Below are 13,931 nucleotides of genomic sequence, written 5' to 3' on the forward strand. Positions count from 1 at the left end.
TAGGCTGATCTTAATTGCGAAAGTAGTTAAATATTTCGGAGAAGTGAATAAGTTGTACAATAGAACTTGAGTAGTGAGAGTAGGAACAATTGTGTACTTTAGCCAATAGCAATACAATTGACTATGGATGATTTTTTGAAACAGGTAAATTCTTATTACCCCCTTTCAGAGCAAACAGCTGATGCTGTTAAAGCTATTTGCAAAATACAATCTTTCAAAAAGAATGATTTAATCTTAAGCGCGGGTGATAGGGCACGATATTATTATTTCATCCGCAAAGGTTTGTTGGGGTATTATACTGTTGATGACGATGGTCATGCTATTTTCAAAATGTTTTTTGAAGAAAGTAGCTTTGTTGCTTCTACCTCGGCGATCATTGAAAATAAACCCAGTACCTTTAGTATCGTCGCTTTAGAAGATTGTGAATTAGTGATGTATCCTGCTCAAGCTTTCCGTGAGCTACTGGTCAAACATCATGATTTGGCATTGTTTCAAATTCATTATTTAGAGAAAAATTGGGTTGTGAAGAAGGAACCTTTAGAAATTGGTCTAAAATGGGATACAGCAAAAATCCGTTACATTAAACTCTATGAAAATCAGAAATTATATCAACGACTTAAACAACATCATATTGCTTCCTATTTAGGTATTACACCAACTCAATTAAGCCGCATACGTAAAGAGTTAAATTTCTAATTTCTCAACATATGTAAACGTTTTTCATCTTTTGAACCTAGACCTTTGTCCTGGATTAAAATAAAAAGAAGATGAAAAAAACAGCAATGACATGCTTTATTTTTGTAATTATACTACCTGTTTTTGGACAACAGATTATCCATGAGCAAGTATATAGTGCAAAAATGCAAAAGAAAGTTCCGGTAGTCATCATCACGCCTGACATCGTAGAAGGGAAAAGCTATAAAACGGTTTATATTTTACATGGCTATAGTGGCAATTCCGAAAGAACTTATCAGCGGGACATACCCGATTTAATCACAAAATCGCAGTCTTTTCAAACCATCTATATTTTACCTGATGGTCATTTTAACAGCTGGTATGTCGATAGCCCAATTGATCGCGGATCTCAGTATCAAACTTTTATAGGAGATGAATTGGTGAAGTATGTAGACGCTCATTATCCAGTCGTTTCTAATAGGGCAAATAGGGGTATTTTGGGATGGAGTATGGGTGGTTATGGTGCAATTAATATAGGTGTTACCTTTTCACATGTATTTTCTCTAGTGGGGAGTTCATGTGGCGCATTGGATTTTGCCCAATTTGGTGAAGCCTATCATCAATATCAAGTTGATCAAGTTTTAGGTGCATATCAACAATTAGATCGATCATATTTAACTTCCAATAAGATTGGGAAAATGAAAAGTGCAGATCAGTTTTATATTTTAGACTGCGGTATTGAGGATGACCAGATGATCGGTATGAATAGAAGCTTTCATAATCAATTGATAGAGGCACATGTGGACCATATTTATCAAGAATCAAAGGGTGCTCATGATACCTCTTATTGGAGCAGATCGCTTTCTAATCAATTAGCCTTATTTGAAAACTACTTTTATTATGAAAAATTTTAGAGCAGTTATCTATGTGCTATTAGGAGCCATTAGTTATGGATTATTGGCGACCATTGTCAAATACGCAAATGGTTTAGGTATAGGAACAAGCGCACTTACATTTTGGCAATTTTTTATCGGATTTATATTTTTATTAGGGCTAGACTTAATTTGGAAAAAAAGATCAAGTGAGGCGAACATAGTAGTATCTTTTAAATCAAAGTCAACGTTGCTGCTTTGGGGAACTTCGCTTGGACTTACCACCACGCTATACTATCTATCGATTCAATATGTTCCAGTATCCGTAGGGATTATACTGCTTATGCAGTCCATTTGGATTAGTCTTATTGTTGAAGTTGTCGTTCATAAAAAAAGACCAAATACGACTAAGATTATCGGTGTGATCATCGTTTTGATTGGTACAGTGCTTGCAACAAACATTTTTGATGCGGAGCTTAACCTCAGTTTAAAAGGTCTTTTATTGGGGCTAGGGGCAGGAGCTTTCTATACGTTATCACTCTTTGCCTCAAGTTCTGTGGCCTTGGATGTGCCTAGTCATATCCGAAGCAAATATTTAGTTATGGGAGGTTTACTTTTGATTATTATGTTTTGGAATATCAGTATTGTTCAACAAATGACTTTAGATAGTTTATATTGGGGAATTGTGATTGCTATTTTTGGGACTATTTTACCACCGCTTCTTTTCACGAAAGGTATTCCACAGGTCGGAATTTCGTTGGGTAATATTTTCGCTAGTCTGGAAATTCCTGTATCGATTCTATCAGCAGTTATCATTTTACATGAGTCTGTTGTCATGGTTCAATGGACTGGGATCACATTGATTTTGTTTGCAATTGTATTGATGAATAAAAAAATAAAAACTGGTCTTAAATGATGATGATGCAGTCTAATCATAGATACGTTTGTATGTTACAAACGTATCTATGATGATATATATTGAATCAGAAATAGTTAGATAAAGATTCTTATTTTTTTTAAACAAATTAAATTTTATTAGTTTAACCATGATGAAGTCCGCTATTACGTTCTATTTTAAAGCAATCTTTTTATCCATTTTAATTTTGTATCCGTGTACGGAGGATATTTAATATTGGGTTCACCCCATGTCGCTTTTTTTAGTACTGATTTTTGATGTGTGAAACAATGGAATCCAGCTTCACCATGATAGTTTCCGATACCTGAATTTCCCACACCACCAAAGGGAAGAGATTCATTGGCGACGTGCATAATTGTATCATTGATACATCCGCCGCCAAAAGATAAGAATTCCAGAAACATTTCTTTTTCTGATGATTCGTTACTGAATAAATAAGCCGACAGTGGCTTTTCTTGTTGTGTAATGATTTGATAAGTTTGCTCTAGATCGATGTACGTCAATATAGGTAGGATGGGACCAAATATTTCTTCCTGCATCACTTGATCTTCCCAACTGACATCAGTCATAATTGTAGGTGCAAAATGCAACGTTTCAGAATTATTTTTTCCGCTGATATAAGCGATCTTATCTTTATTGATCATCTGCTCAAGACGGTCATAATTGCGTCTATTGATGATGCTGACATAGTGATCTGAATTTTCAGTATAGCGTACTTCTTCTAATACTATTTTGATCATTTGCAATACCTGATCTTGGATAGACTCATGTACATATAGGTAATCTGGAGCGATACAGGTCTGTCCGCTATTGAGAAATTTCCCCCATATCAAGCGTTTAACAGCCACTTTTAGATCTGCCGAGGGGGTTATGATCGCTGGTGATTTACCTCCTAGTTCCAATGTGACTGGACACAAATGTTTAGCAGCAGCTTGATACACGATTTTACCGACTTTAGGACTTCCTGTAAAGAAAATTTTATCATAACGCAGTTCCAAAAGAGCGGTAGTTTCCGGTATGCCACCCTTGATTACATAGAGATACTCTTTTGGGAAATTTTTATTGATTAGCTCTTCCATGAGTAGCATAGTCTGTTCAGGTAGTTCACTTGGTTTGATCATAGCGGTATTTCCTCCTGCTATTGCACTGACCAGCGGCGCTAGTGTTAATTGGTATGGATAATTCCATGCTCCTATAATGAGTGTATTCCCTAATGGATCTGAATATCGATAACTCTTTCCGGGCAGATTTGCTAAATTTGTGCGAACTCGTTTTGGTTTCGCCAGTTGATCGAGGTGCTTTAAATAAAAGTCTATTTCTGAATAGATAATAGTCAGTTCATTGGTATAAGTTTCGAAAGGAGATTTTCGAAAATCTTTGTAAATGGCATTATAGCATTTTTCTTCGTTGGATTTAAGTAGTTCCTTTAATTTGGAGAGTTGTTGTTTTCTGAAATTAATAGATCTGGTCGCTCCTGACAGGAAGAATTGTCGTTGAGACTTATGTATCTGTTGTAAATCCATATATTTAATGTGTGTAGTCTCTATTGCTGTTTTTAATTTTCGACTGCTTTTATAAACTCAGTATCCATAGGGGAAATACTTGGCCCAAAATAATGGGTTAGATTTCCATTCTCATCAACGATATATTTGCTGAAATTCCAATCTGGTGCATGATCATTCCATCCATTGCATGAGGCATTTGTCAACCATTGAAATACGCGATGCTGTGCGCTGTTTTTGATGACAGTAGTTTTTTTGGCAACAGGAAATGTAAGTCCAAAATTTAACTGACAAAATTGTGTAATTTCAGCATCATTACCTTTTTCTTGACTACCAAAATCATTAGCTGGAACAGCAATTATAGCAACTCGATCACCTAATTTTTCATGTAATCGTTGGAGCTCTTCATATTGACGGGTATAACCACAGTCAGATGCTGTGTTTACCAATATTACTTTTTTTCCTTTAAGATAGGAAAAATCTAATTTTTGACCATTGCTTTTTATTATATTTAAATGGTAAAATGACTCCGGAGTTCCTTTTTCGGGTTTGTTGTAACGCATTATCCCCATCTTTCCTGATTTGGAAATCTTTTTGATCACAGGGTATAGGATATGCATTATTTTTTGCTTTAAATTCATAGTGAAAGACTGTTGATATGCGATGTCGATTATTTTTGTGAAATCGGTCTAAAAAAATATGGACTCCTTTTAAAAAATATTTTGAATAGCGATCTCAGGAACTAAGTTACAAATAAATAGTTTGTCCGTACTTAGATACTTTTAAATGTAGAAGAACAATAATTTTTACACAATAAAGAATATCATATACACTATTTTGGATAATTAGATTGGATTGTCTAATGTGCTATTTAAAAATTAAATAAAGATATATGAGATGTTATTTATGTTTTACACAAGATATCTATAATGAGGATAAATTTTTGAAAGTACTTGATCAAGTATTATAGATAGAATTGTTGAGAATAAATGGACTCGTTCGTTCGGATAGATCATTTAAAACAGAAAAAGGAGAAGTATACCTGTTTCCTTCTCCCTTTCTGTTGTACTTGAATGTAATACCCTTTAAAAATTAAAGCTTTGAAAGCTGATTATTGATGATCATTAATTCTTCTGAACTGAGATTGATGTCCATGGCTTTAGCATTGGCAATAGACTGCTCAGCATTTCGAGAACCTGCCAACACAACAGTTATTGCAGGTTGAATCGTTGTCCATCGTAATACTAATTGAGCTACAGATACTTTCTTATTTTCAGCAATAGGCTCAAGTGATGTGATTAAATTCTTTACTTTTTCAAGATTAAATTGAGAAAAATATTCTTTACGATGATCATTTTCTTTTAATTTACTTTCATTAAAATATTTACCCGTTAACAAACCTCGTTCCATGGGACTGTAAACGATGATTCATGTTTTGGTATCTAGCGCATAAGGTACTATATCATGCTCAATACCACGATTGAGCATACTATAGGAAACTTGATTACTAGCTAATTGGATTGTTTCTGACGCCTCTTTTAATTGTGCTATGTCGTAATTACAAACTCCGGCAGCGCGTATTTTTCCTTGTTCAATAAGTAGCTCCAAAGCCTCCATAGTTTCGCTGATGGGAGTTGTCGAATCTGGCCAATGTACTTGTAGGAGGTCGATGTAATCCGTTCCCAAGCGTTTGAGACTTTCTTCAAGTTCCTTAATAATATGGGCTTTGGACGTGTACCTAAACACAGGAACAACTTTTCCCTGTTCTTCTGCGTCAAAGAAAAAATCGCCTTTACCACGATTACTACCATCCCAAACTAATCCAAATTTAGTCAATAACTGTATTTTTGATCTATCTTTTCCTTTGATGGCGTCACCGATCATTTCTTCGCTCAAACCAAACCCATAGAATGGAGCAGTATCGATACTGCTAACACCATAATCAAGTGATGCATGTATGGCAGCAATAGAATCTTTCTTTTCATTTCCGCCCCACATATTTCCTCCAATAGCAAATGCTCCGTAAGTGATTGCTGATAATTCTAGAGCTGTATTTCCTAATCTTCTATATTCCATGATGTTCTTTTTTTAAATTAATGCTGTAATCAAGATCGTGGGGGGCTCCTGTAATTTTTCTTCTATCAATTTACCAAATGCTTGAATATAGGGTTGTCGGTTGTGATTGTCTAGACCCGCTTTTGATTTCCAAATCTCGTAGAAGGTAAACAGATTATCATCATCAATAGCTTGATGTAAGCTGTATAATTCACATGCTTCTTCTTGACGTGTTTCTTCAACCATATGTTGTAATACAGAAAGGACTTTATCCTTACACTCGCCTTTTGCCTTGATGATGGCTGTTAAATAAATTTTCATGACACTAATTTTTCTGTTACTATTTCTGTGAACACTTTTTCAAGATGATTTTCATAAGCTTGCATATCGCGTAAAATGTCAGCATTTTTTTCAACATCATGAAAGTGAAAACTCTCTAATTTTTCTAGTGATGCAAATGCATTCATGCGATGGAAACCAAATAGCGGTCCCTCGTCTACACTGGTTTGATTGAAAAACTCTCCGGGTAATGTAAAAGCTGTTTTAGGTGCATTCCAGCTGGATGTAACCATGTATTTTCTGCCCTGTAACATGCCTCCAGTCCCATAGTCGATGTCAGGGTTTTCGGAACGTCTTCCATCATTTCTATAAATTCCTTTTCCATGACCTGCTGTAAATACCTCGTCAATATATGTTTTAAAACCATTTGGAACCTGAAACCACCACATCGGAGTGTGATAGATAATATAATCTGCCCAAACAAATTTCTCCACTTCTGTGTCTTTGTCGTATCCTTCGGATATCGTTGTCACTTTTACCTCCACATCCATAAACTTTTCAAAAAAAGCAACTGTATGATGCGAGACTGTTTTATTGAACCGTCCGCTTGAATGCGCGAATGATTGTCCGGCGTTGATAATTAATATATTTTTCATATGTAAATGAATTGTATTTTAATGTGTATATGGAATATCCAGATTACTTTCATTGCTATTTGGCTATCGTGAATATTTCATTTTATTTTAAATTTCTGTTACAAAGGTATTGGGCTTTGTATTATTATAGAAATAGGATAAATTATAGTTAACTATCATATTTATGATACTTTTGCTTTCAGTTGCTACTTTGTAAGAGTTGCCGTGTTCAATAGGGGCGATTGTGAGCAATAAAGGTTTATTAACCAGCGTGGTGTTCTTTTAATATTCTTAAAAAGAGTGAATTATATTGGTGGAAGAATGCGGGTTTTTCATATATATGATTTTTTATATCGGTCGCGATTTATCATTTTTATGATACTTTTAGTATTTTTACATCATATTTTTGATACTATGGTTAATTTAGAATGGTATCGCACGTTTAAAGCGATCTATAAGACAGGGACATTAACAGGTGCTGCGGAAATCTTATTTATTTCGCAACCTGGTGTTAGTTTGCATCTAAGTTCGCTGGAAACCTATGTTGGAAATAAATTGTTTGACCGTACAGGTCGTAAAATGATACCAACAGAACATGGAAAAGTATTATTTAATGCGTTGGTCGAGCCTTTAACAAAACTCGAGGAGGTAGAGAAAAACTTTCAGCGGTCAACAGAGAAACATATCCCGACAATAAGTGTAGGTATGTGTTTTGAAACTTTTCAGATTACTTTGGAACAGTATGTCTCGACACTTCCTTTTAATCTGATTATCAGTTTTGGAGAGTATCCTGAGATGCTTGATCAACTGGACAAAGGTATTTTAGATTTGATCATCACCCCTAAAAAGGGGGTGTCTGCTAATATTGAACATGAACCGTTTTCATATGAAAAAATCGTGCTGGTAGGGGGAAAGGAGGTCGATACTGAGGCTTTTAAAGAGGTACTGAAAACAAAAAATAAGGGTTTTATTGAGGAGTGGCTGAAGCAGCAGAAGTGGTATGGCACAACTGGTGATATGGAACATCTTTTTAATTTTTGGAACTTAAATTTTGGTAAAAAGCCAGATTTTAGACCCAACTATATTGTTCCCAATCTCAATTCAATTGTGCGTTGTCTAAGTGCTGGAACTGGTTTAGCTGTAGTCCCAGATTTTTTATGTCACAGCGAGATTGATAACGGAAGTATACAACTGATCTGGGAAGGGGATAAAAAGTTGAAAAACACTCTATATTTCGGCAATCGGAAAAAAACTGTTCATCACGACGAGATTGATCATATCAAAGTATTATTCAGAAAAGTAATGGCAAGATAATTGTGATTTTTTCCATCATTAGGAACTCTATTAATGGATAGATAAAGAATAGGCGGTCGATTTGTTTGTAAGAAATTAAGTAAGATTAACATCATGGATTTATGTATACTATGATTGGTGAAATTAAAAAGCTAGGTAGATCATCCTTATTTTGATTCATACCATAAAAACTGATTTTTATAGAATAGAAATGAAAAAAGAGCAGATCACATGGGGGATTATTGGATGTGGTGATGTAACGGAAAAAAAGAGCGGACCAGCCTTCAATAAAGTCAGAAATAGTCAGTTGTTAGCTGTCATGCGGAGGGATGGCAAAAAAGCAGCAGACTATGCACGTCGGCATCAGGTTCCATTGTGGTATGATGATGTGAATCAGTTATTACTGAATTCCGAGATTAATGCCATTTATATCGCTACACCGCCTTCTTCACATCTTGAATATGCTATCAAGGCATTGAAACATGGTAAAGCAGTTTATATTGAAAAACCAGTTACGCTCAATGCAGATGAGGCGACATGTCTGGCAGCCGCTGTTGAGCAATATCAAGGTAAGCTTGTCGTTGCTCACTATCGAAGACAACTTCCTATGTTTCTCAAAATTAAAGAAATCATTACGCAAGGTGTGATCGGTGATATAAGACTTGTAGATTTACGTCTATGGCAATCTAGATCTCCTGATTTAGTTACTCAAGATCCATCAAACTGGCGTACAAATCCAGCAATTTCAGGTGGAGGATATTTTTTTGACCTTTCGCCACACCAACTAGATCTAATGCTTTATTTCTTTGGAAAACCGCTGTCCTATTCGGGTTTTAGTCAGGTTCAAAATCCTCATAACAATGACGTCGCAGATCAAACTATAGGAACGATATTATTTGATCATAAAATTGTATTTAATGGAAGTTGGAATTTTAATGTATCGAAATCCGATAATGTGGATACTTGTGAGGTAATAGGTGAGTTAGGTAGCTTAAAATTTTCAATATTCGGCAATAAGATCACTTTAAAAGGGTGCGAAGGAGAGCGTGAAATTTTCTTTACACATCCCGAAAACATCCAACATCCGATGATTGATAATACTGTAAATTACTTTTTAGGGAAGGGGACAAATCCAAGTTCAATAGAAGAGGCAGTTACATTAATGCAGATGATTGATACATTTGCGGTAGTCTATCATTGATTTTCTGATTCTAAGCCGTTCTGTTGAATAATTTTATTGATTATTTTTTGATAAACATCTAACCTTAAATACAATTAAATAAGTTTAATTAGAAGGATGAGCTGCCTACCTTTTACATGTCTACTAAGTTTAAAAAAAATAGGAACCGACCTTGAAAGGGTAGATTCCTATTTTTTATGTTTTGTCAATAACTAATTAAGCAACATCGATAGTAGCTTGAATAGTTTTTGTTATTGCATCCAATAATACTTCTTTGTAAGCCATGAAATGAATCTGACGATCTACTTCTTCTGACAATTTTAAAGCAGTTTTTGCTGTTTTTACTGCTTGTAATTCATTTAAATAAAGGCTGTTAAACGTTTCAGTATCTTTATTTTTAAGTATCCTTATCGTGTGAGAATATTGCTCAAATATATCCGTTATGATAGCTAAATTAGCACTATCAAAGTGTTGAAGTTCAATTGTTTTTTCAGAAAGCTTCTCAAGCTTTTTTCTTTCTTTTGCGTAACCCATAATAGTTGCGAAGATACTGAATTTTATACATCTATTTGCACTATAAATAGAATACATACCTTGTATATTTACTGCATCATTCATATTATAATTTCTAAGGTTTAGTTCGTGTACTAAATCTTGAGTATATACTAATTACTGTACTTTTTTATCGTATTATAGCATAGACTTAGTTTTGTTCACTGGATTGCTATAACTCATGGCAATATATCTTGCTTTATTTCCTTGAACGATTATACCTGTTAAAAGTCCTTTTGATAAACATTGCAGAAGTGAATACAGATCTTTCACTGATCTTTACTAACAAAATGGCTTAAAAGAGGTTTATACTATTGGGTGTCATCTTCGAACCATAATATAAATAGGTTTGCGCATCGGATGAAAATTTGAGATGATCCACGGTATTCTCTTTTTGCTCATCCAAGTAATTTAATAAATGCTTTAGAGAAGTTATACTCATTTGAGCGTTATGATTTTAAATTATAGAATTAGAGCTGTGATTTTAACTGTATTCTTTGCTTTCTGGCACTATTCCTAGTTAGTTGTATAGAGAAGTAGACAACTTATTTATTCGATTTCGGTACCATCATGGGCTGCCAAAAACGAATATAAGATTTTTCACCTTTCATGGGGGTTAAATACCTAGTCATTGGTATAAATTCATTCCTTTAATTGAGGTTCTGTGTATTTTAACAATAGACTTCTTGATTTAACTTTGGGTTTAAACGTATAAATACTCTTTTTTAAGAATAAAATCGAAAGGATATAGCATACTGTTTGCTCTTTTGTTAACAGCAATCTTGATCAATTGTTTTAATTAATATCAGTATTGCCAGATAAAATTAAAGTAAGCGTTAACAGAGATTTATAACAGTACAGCACAAAAATTATCCTTTATGACGAAGACAGAATTTAACACCCAAGTAATTGAGCAAACAAATGAGCTCAAGGTTTTTGCAAAACGTTTTACAAATGATCATGACGAGGTCAATGATCTATTGCAAGATACAATGTTGAAAGCGGTTAGCTACTTTCGTAATTTTCAAGAGGGATCTAATCTAAAAGCTTGGCTTTATACCATTATGCGCAATACTTTTATTAATAATTATAGACGTACCACAAAAAGTCGTTCGTTTATTACGACAGAAGACGAAATAAGTACCGCACATCTTCATTATTCGTCGGTTAGAAATGGTGGTGAAGATAAGTTTGTAATGGAAGATATTCAAAGAGCATTAGGTGAATTAGATGAAGGATTTTATGTGCCGTTTACGATGTTATTCGAAGGTTATAAATATAATGAAATTGCAGAACACCTTAATCTTCCTATTGGTACTGTAAAAACACGTATTCACATTGCACGTAAAAGATTAAAAGGTACTTTAGCAACCTATAAAAATTAAATTAAACTTTTATTAATATAATACAAGGGCTCTCTAAAATCTAATTTTTGGAGAGCCCTTGTATTTGGAGCATTGTCCGTTTAAAATTACGCTTCTAATGATTTAATGAATTTTAGCAGACTTTTCTCTGTTGCATCACTAGCATCTTTCATTTCTATTTTTTTCTTTAGCTTAGCAAGTATTGTTTTCAATGAACCTGATATATATTGTTTTTGCAAATCAGGATGTATGTAATAGTTGCGGGTGACTGTTCTCGTATTGCCCAATTGATCAGCAACATAATCAAGAATATTCAAAAGCATTTTTTTTCGATCACTTTCAATTTCAGAAAATGGCTGTTGAGCCATCATCATTAAGGCCAAAGAGCAACCTGCCCAGGTTCTAAAATCTTTACAAGTATAATCTTCCTGCATTGCTTTTTTTAAATAAAGATTTAGATCTCCAGAATCCAGTCTTTGGATTTCACCCTCTTGATCGTAATATTGAAATAGTTCCTGCCCAGGGATATCTTTGAGATTTTTTAACATTTTAGCAATTTTTGGTTCTTTGAGATATACCTGCTGTAAGACACCTTTTTTACCTTTGAATTTAAAAAAAATTTCATTACGGTCTATTTTTATATGTCTATTTTTTAGGGTGGTAAGACCAAAAGACCCATATTCCACTTCGTAAGACTTATTACCAGCACGTATATAAGTAGCATTCATAGTGCAGATTGCGATTGCACAGACTTTGTCTTTGGTCATCCCTCTTTTACGTAAATCTTTTGTAAGTTGATTGCGCAGTAACTTCATCTTCTTAGCAAAGCCTACTAATCGATCAAATTTTTTGAGATTGCGTATACTGGACCAATTTGGGTGATACTTATATTGCTTACGGCCTCGTTGGTCTATTCCAGTAGCTTGTATGTGACCATTTTTGAATTTACATATCCATACATTACGCCACGCAGGTGGTATGACCAGTGCTTTTATTCTTTCAATTGTATTTTCGTCTTCAATCAGTCCTTTTTTTGAAAAATAATAAAATTTTCCATTTTTTTGTTTGCGAGTGTAACCAGACTCTTTACCAGTTACGTAACGCAGATTTAGCTCCACAGCTGGATGAGGAGAAGAGATTGCTGTTTTCATAGAAAAAATTTATTGTTTTTTGGTAGAATCAAGAATTAAACGCCTCATGTTAAGATTCGCGCGTACTTGTATTATTTTTTAATCATCCTATTTATTATAAATTGTAGGTTACCGTAGATTTCGTATCCTGTCCTAATTCTCTGGTAATACTTTAAACTAATGAGTGGTCACAATGTTTGGAGAAGTCAGATTTTGCGTATTATTTGCAGTAGTTTAAGTATTTGTAACAGCTAAATAATTTGAAATTCATTTAATGATTTTTTAGCCTGTATTTCCATTTTGACAAATCTCTACTTTAATGAAATACGACCGTTGCCGCTTCTCGATTTCAAAACAGCTTGGTAATAGATAAGTAAAGACCGAACCTTTTTATCTATCATTCGTTATATCAATAGTGTCAATCATTAAATTATAGAGTATGGCTTATTTATTTAAAGAAAAACATAGATTAGGATTAGGTGGAGTAGCTATTGGAACAGGATTTGAGGTTTTGTCCGATACTCAGTCACAAATGATATTACAAAAAGCCTGGGATTTGGGTATTCGCTATTACGACACTTCTCCTTGGTACGGATTGACAAAAAGTGAGGCTAGATTTGGAGAGTTTTTAAAAGAAAAGGATAGATCTGAATATTTACTATCTTCTAAAATCGGTCGTTTGTTTGAACCGGTAATACCAGAAGCAGTTCCTCCGACAATGTGGAAATCTCCATTTTCATTTGATTTTGAACATGATTATACAGCTGATGGGACAAAACGATCGATCGATGATACTTTACAAAGAATGGGAGTAGACCATTTGGATATTGTATTTGTTCATGACTTGTCCGAAGATCAAGTTGGTGATCGATATCCTTATTTTTTTAAGCAAGCTCAGCAAGGCGCATTTAAAGTGCTTTCAGACTACCGCGATCAAGGTATCATAAAGAGCTGGGGTTTAGGAGTCAATAAGATTGAGCCAATTTTAGATTGTTTAGAGGTTGCCGACCCAGATGTATGTCTATCAGCAACGCAGTATTCCATTCTTGAGCATGAGGATGCTGTCGATCGTCTTTTGCCTGTAGTAAAAGATCGGGGAGTCAAGCTCGTTTCTGGAGCAGGTTATAATTCTGGATTTATTGCCGGAAGAAATCGCTATAATTACAAGTCTACTATACCCAAAGGGATGGTTGAAAAAAGGAACCGTATTGCACAGATTGGTATTAATTATGGGGTTGATATCATTGCAATTGCTATGCAATTTGTCCTCGCTAGCGATTCGTTTGTTTCAATTGTGCCAGGAGCAAGCACAGTGGACCAGGTCATTAGTAATGTAAATGCTCTACATGTAAATATCCCTAATGAACTGTGGCAGGAACTAAAACATGAAGGACTCATTTACAAAAATGCTCAACTGCCGACAGAATCTTAGTATCCAGGAGTGTGTATTTCATTTGTCTATTAGATTGGCTCTCGTT

Annotated in this window: 13 protein-coding genes and 1 pseudogene; 7 read left to right on the plus strand and 7 right to left on the minus strand. The window is 34.5% G+C overall.

Translation table 11 applies throughout. The features are described 5' to 3' along the window. Positions 1-123: 123 nt before the first annotated feature. The 3 genes from MUB18_RS13145 to MUB18_RS13155 all read left to right on the plus strand — a co-directional run bounded on the left by MUB18_RS13145 (position 124) and on the right by MUB18_RS13155 (position 2,463). Entirely contained in the window at positions 124-696 is a 573-nt protein-coding gene (locus tag MUB18_RS13145; RefSeq protein ID WP_248753378.1) for a Crp/Fnr family transcriptional regulator, read from the plus strand. Between the two features lie 71 nt (positions 697-767). Next, positions 768-1,589, plus strand: coding sequence for an alpha/beta hydrolase (locus MUB18_RS13150; protein WP_045756441.1), 822 nt, complete (start codon positions 768-770; stop codon positions 1,587-1,589). Further along, positions 1,576-2,463 (plus strand): EamA family transporter, encoded by an 888-nt coding sequence (locus tag MUB18_RS13155; protein ID WP_248753379.1) that lies wholly within the window; start codon positions 1,576-1,578, stop codon positions 2,461-2,463. Before MUB18_RS13150 ends, MUB18_RS13155 begins: the two co-directional genes overlap by 14 nt. A gap of 158 nt (positions 2,464-2,621) precedes the next feature. Here MUB18_RS13155 and MUB18_RS13160 read toward each other — a convergent pair whose 3' ends face one another. The 5 genes and pseudogenes from MUB18_RS13160 to MUB18_RS13180 form a co-directional block, all read right to left on the minus strand. Next, entirely contained in the window at positions 2,622-4,010 is a 1,389-nt protein-coding gene (locus tag MUB18_RS13160; RefSeq protein WP_411028122.1) for an aldehyde dehydrogenase, read from the minus strand. 8 nt (positions 4,011-4,018) lie between these two features. After that, positions 4,019-4,606, minus strand: coding sequence for a glutathione peroxidase (locus MUB18_RS13165; protein WP_248753381.1), 588 nt, complete (start codon positions 4,604-4,606; stop codon positions 4,019-4,021). Between the two features lie 451 nt (positions 4,607-5,057). Beyond that, positions 5,058-6,041, minus strand: a pseudogene (locus MUB18_RS13170) (aldo/keto reductase). Positions 6,042-6,053: 12 nt separating this feature from the next. Beyond that, the gene (locus MUB18_RS13175; protein WP_248753382.1) at positions 6,054-6,341 is read right to left on the minus strand and encodes a putative quinol monooxygenase; all 288 of its coding nucleotides are present in this window, start codon (positions 6,339-6,341) and stop codon (positions 6,054-6,056) included. Continuing rightward, positions 6,338-6,955 (minus strand): NAD(P)H-dependent oxidoreductase, encoded by a 618-nt coding sequence (locus MUB18_RS13180; protein WP_045756435.1) that lies wholly within the window; start codon positions 6,953-6,955, stop codon positions 6,338-6,340. Before MUB18_RS13180 ends, MUB18_RS13175 begins: the two co-directional genes overlap by 4 nt. Positions 6,956-7,348: 393 nt before the next feature. On the opposite strand from MUB18_RS13180, the gene MUB18_RS13185 reads away from it, so the two are divergent. Together MUB18_RS13185 and MUB18_RS13190 are read left to right on the plus strand one after the other, a co-directional pair. Beyond that, on the plus strand, positions 7,349-8,248 hold the full coding sequence (locus MUB18_RS13185) for a LysR family transcriptional regulator (RefSeq protein ID WP_248753383.1): 900 nt from the start codon (positions 7,349-7,351) through the stop codon (positions 8,246-8,248). A gap of 190 nt (positions 8,249-8,438) precedes the next feature. Next, positions 8,439-9,428, plus strand: a complete 990-nt coding sequence (locus MUB18_RS13190; protein WP_045756434.1) for a Gfo/Idh/MocA family protein — start codon at positions 8,439-8,441, stop codon at positions 9,426-9,428. Between the two features lie 195 nt (positions 9,429-9,623). Here MUB18_RS13190 and MUB18_RS13195 read toward each other — a convergent pair whose 3' ends face one another. After that, a complete protein-coding gene (locus tag MUB18_RS13195; protein WP_248753384.1) occupies positions 9,624-10,025 on the minus strand; it encodes a hypothetical protein in 402 nt (133 codons plus the stop codon). A gap of 812 nt (positions 10,026-10,837) precedes the next feature. On the opposite strand from MUB18_RS13195, the gene MUB18_RS13200 reads away from it, so the two are divergent. Beyond that, on the plus strand, positions 10,838-11,344 hold the full coding sequence (locus tag MUB18_RS13200; RefSeq protein ID WP_045754878.1) for a sigma-70 family RNA polymerase sigma factor: 507 nt from the start codon (positions 10,838-10,840) through the stop codon (positions 11,342-11,344). Between the two features lie 86 nt (positions 11,345-11,430). Here MUB18_RS13200 and MUB18_RS13205 read toward each other — a convergent pair whose 3' ends face one another. Beyond that, positions 11,431-12,474: a DNA topoisomerase IB gene (locus tag MUB18_RS13205; RefSeq protein ID WP_248753385.1), complete on the minus strand. Its 1,044-nt coding sequence runs from the start codon at positions 12,472-12,474 to the stop codon at positions 11,431-11,433. 418 nt (positions 12,475-12,892) lie between these two features. Here MUB18_RS13205 and MUB18_RS13210 point away from each other — a divergent pair, with 418 nt between their 5' ends. Further along, the gene (locus MUB18_RS13210) at positions 12,893-13,885 is read left to right on the plus strand and encodes an aldo/keto reductase (protein WP_248753386.1); all 993 of its coding nucleotides are present in this window, start codon (positions 12,893-12,895) and stop codon (positions 13,883-13,885) included. The last annotated feature ends 46 nt before the right edge of the window (positions 13,886-13,931 follow it).

Source organism: Sphingobacterium sp. PCS056, from assembly GCF_023273895.1.
Lineage (GTDB): Bacteria > Bacteroidota > Bacteroidia > Sphingobacteriales > Sphingobacteriaceae > Sphingobacterium.

Coding starts and splice junctions, on each gene's coding strand:
- MUB18_RS13195 (WP_248753384.1), bottom strand. CDS start 10,025: ATGAATGATGCAGTAAATATACAAGGTATGTATTCTATTTATAGTGCA.
- MUB18_RS13145 (WP_248753378.1), top strand. CDS start 124: ATGGATGATTTTTTGAAACAGGTAAATTCTTATTACCCCCTTTCAGAG.
- MUB18_RS13155 (WP_248753379.1), top strand. CDS start 1,576: ATGAAAAATTTTAGAGCAGTTATCTATGTGCTATTAGGAGCCATTAGT.
- MUB18_RS13150 (WP_045756441.1), top strand. CDS start 768: ATGAAAAAAACAGCAATGACATGCTTTATTTTTGTAATTATACTACCT.
- MUB18_RS13205 (WP_248753385.1), bottom strand. CDS start 12,474: ATGAAAACAGCAATCTCTTCTCCTCATCCAGCTGTGGAGCTAAATCTG.
- MUB18_RS13180 (WP_045756435.1), bottom strand. CDS start 6,955: ATGAAAAATATATTAATTATCAACGCCGGACAATCATTCGCGCATTCA.
- MUB18_RS13200 (WP_045754878.1), top strand. CDS start 10,838: ATGACGAAGACAGAATTTAACACCCAAGTAATTGAGCAAACAAATGAG.
- MUB18_RS13210 (WP_248753386.1), top strand. CDS start 12,893: ATGGCTTATTTATTTAAAGAAAAACATAGATTAGGATTAGGTGGAGTA.
- MUB18_RS13185 (WP_248753383.1), top strand. CDS start 7,349: ATGGTTAATTTAGAATGGTATCGCACGTTTAAAGCGATCTATAAGACA.
- MUB18_RS13190 (WP_045756434.1), top strand. CDS start 8,439: ATGAAAAAAGAGCAGATCACATGGGGGATTATTGGATGTGGTGATGTA.
- MUB18_RS13175 (WP_248753382.1), bottom strand. CDS start 6,341: ATGAAAATTTATTTAACAGCCATCATCAAGGCAAAAGGCGAGTGTAAG.
- MUB18_RS13165 (WP_248753381.1), bottom strand. CDS start 4,606: ATGAATTTAAAGCAAAAAATAATGCATATCCTATACCCTGTGATCAAA.